Genomic DNA, 2,859 nt, shown 5'->3' on the forward strand with positions numbered 1-2,859 from the left:
GTCGTACATTCTAGTCGAACAGCGTGGAAAAGCTGGCCGTAGACGGTGATAGCCCGGTAGACGAAAGGGTGCATGGCATGAAATTGAGTAAGGCGAGGCACGTGAAACCTTGTCTGAACATGGGGGGACCATCCTCCAAGGCTAAATACTCCTGACTGACCGATAGCGAACTAGTACCGTGAGGGAAAGGCGAAAAGAACCCCGGAGAGGGGAGTGAAATAGACCCTGAAACCGTATACGTACAAGCAGTGGAAGCCCGCAAGGGTGACTGCGTACCTTTTGTATAATGGGTCAGCGACTTACTGTCAGTGGCAAGCTTAACCGTATAGGGGAGGCGAAGGGAAACCGAGTCTGAATAGGGCGAATAGTCTCTGGCAGTAGACCCGAAACCGAGTGATCTATCCTTGGCCAGGTTGAAGGTGCGGTAACACGCACTGGAGGACCGAACCCACATCTGTTGCAATAGATGGGGATGAGCTGAGGATCGGAGTGAAAGGCTAAACAAACTCGGAGATAGCTGGTTCTCCTCGAAAGCTATTTAGGTAGCGCCTCGTGCGAACACTGTTGGGGGTAGAGCACTGTTATGGCTAGGGGGTCATTGAGACTTACCAACCCATGGCAAACTCCGAATACCAACACGTGATACACGGGAGACACACGGCGGGTGCTAACGTCCGTCGTGAAAAGGGAAACAACCCAGACCCGCAGCTAAGGTCCCAAAGTCATAGCTAAGTGGAAAACGATGTGGAAAGGCATAGACAGCCAGGAGGTTGGCTTAGAAGCAGCCACCCTTTAAAGAAAGCGTAATAGCTCACTGGTCGAGTCGGTCTGCGCGGAAGATTTAACGGGGCTAAGCTATGCACCGAAGCTCGGGGTGTACAGATTTGATCTGTACGCGGTAGAGGAGCGTTCCGTAGGCCTGTGAAGGTGAGTCGTAAGGCTTGCTGGAGGTATCGGAAGTGCGAATGCTGACATGAGTAACGATAAGGGGGGTGAAAAGCCTCCCCGCCGAAAGCCCAAGGTTTCCTCGCGCAACGTTCATCGGCGCAGGGTGAGTCGGCCCCTAAGGCGAGGCAGAAATGCGTAGTCGATGGGAAGCAGGTTAATATTCCTGCACTTTTCTACAGTGCGATGTGGGGACGGAGAAGGTTAGGTCTACCAGGCGTTGGTTGTCCTGGGGAAAGGCGGTAGGCATGATTCTTAGGCAAATCCGGGAATCTTTATGCCGAGCACCGAGACGAGTCCTTTGGGACGAAGTGACTGACACCACGCTTCCAGGAAAAGCCACTAAGCTTCAGCTGTAGAAAAACCGTACCGCAAACCGACACAGGTAGGCAGGGTGAGAATCCCAAGGCGCTTGAGAGAACTCGGGTGAAGGAACTAGGCAAAATGGCACCGTAACTTCGGGAGAAGGTGCGCCTCTTGGTGTGGTCACGTGCGTGACTGAGCATCGAGGGGTCGCAGTAACCTGGCCGCTGCGACTGTTTATCAAAAACACAGCACTCTGCAAACACGAAAGTGGACGTATAGGGTGTGACGCCTGCCCGGTGCTGGAAGGTTAATTGATGGGGTCAGCCGCAAGGCGAAGCTCTTGATCGAAGCCCCAGTAAACGGCGGCCGTAACTATAACGGTCCTAAGGTAGCGAAATTCCTTGTCGGGTAAGTTCCGACCTGCACGAATGGCGTAACGACAGCGGCGCTGTCTCCACCCGAGACTCAGTGAAATTGAAATCGCTGTGAAGATGCAGCGTTCCCGCGGCAAGACGGAAAGACCCCGTGAACCTTTACTATAGCTTTACACTGAACGTTGAGTTCTTCTGTGTAGGATAGGTGGGAGGCTATGAAACCAGGACGCTAGTTCTGGTGGAGCCATCCTTGAAATACCACCCTGAAGTGCTTGACGTTCTAACCTAGGTCCGTAATCCGGATCGGGGACCGTGTATGGTGGGTAGTTTGACTGGGGCGGTCTCCTCCCAAAGAGTAACGGAGGAGCACGAAGGTACGCTCAGCGCGGTCGGACATCGCGCACTGTGTGCAAAGGCATAAGCGTGCTTGACTGCGAGATCGACGGATCAAGCAGGTACGAAAGTAGGTCTTAGTGATCCGGTGGTTCTGTATGGAAGGGCCATCGCTCAACGGATAAAAGGTACTCCGGGGATAACAGGCTGATACCGCCCAAGAGTTCATATCGACGGCGGTGTTTGGCACCTCGATGTCGGCTCATCACATCCTGGGGCTGTAGCCGGTCCCAAGGGTATGGCTGTTCGCCATTTAAAGTGGTACGCGAGCTGGGTTCAGAACGTCGTGAGACAGTTCGGTCCCTATCTGTCGTGGGCGTTGGAGATTTGAGGGGGGCTGCTCCTAGTACGAGAGGACCGGAGTGGACGTTCCGCTGGTGTTCGGGTTGTCATGCCCATGGCATTGCCCGGTAGCTACGAACGGAAGTGATAACCGCTGAAAGCATCTAAGCGGGAAGCACGCCCCAAGATGAGATCTCCCGAGAGCTTGACTCTCCTAAAGGCACCATCAAGACTAGGTGGTTGATAGGCACGGTGTGGAAGTGCAGCAATGCATTGAGCTTACGTGTACTAATGAGCCGTGAGGCTTGACCATATAACCCCAAGACGCTTCACCGTCTTAACATCTCTCTACTCGCTTTCCGAATCCGGACGCTTGTCACTCGTTTACACCCTCTGTGAAGCCGGCGCTTTTATAGCGCTGCTTCCACCCCTTCCCTGGCGGCCATAGCGGCGTGGTACCACCTGATCCCATCCCGAACTCAGAAGTGAAACGCGCATGCGCCGATGGTAGTGTGGCTCAAGCCATGCAAGAGTAGGTCACCGCCAGGGGCCTTATACC

The 2,859-nt window shown here is 54.2% G+C and carries 2 rRNA genes (1 of these 2 running past the window's edge); both read left to right on the forward strand.

The features are described from left to right. Positions 1-2,613, forward strand: a 23S ribosomal RNA gene (locus tag HB634_RS22730) (it extends 270 nt beyond the left edge of the window). A gap of 121 nt (positions 2,614-2,734) precedes the next feature. Further along, a 5S ribosomal RNA gene (gene rrf, locus HB634_RS22735) occupies positions 2,735-2,849 on the forward strand. The last annotated feature ends 10 nt before the right edge of the window (positions 2,850-2,859 follow it).

Source organism: Luteibacter sp. dw_328 (assembly GCF_018449605.1).
Taxonomy (GTDB): domain Bacteria; phylum Pseudomonadota; class Gammaproteobacteria; order Xanthomonadales; family Rhodanobacteraceae; genus Luteibacter.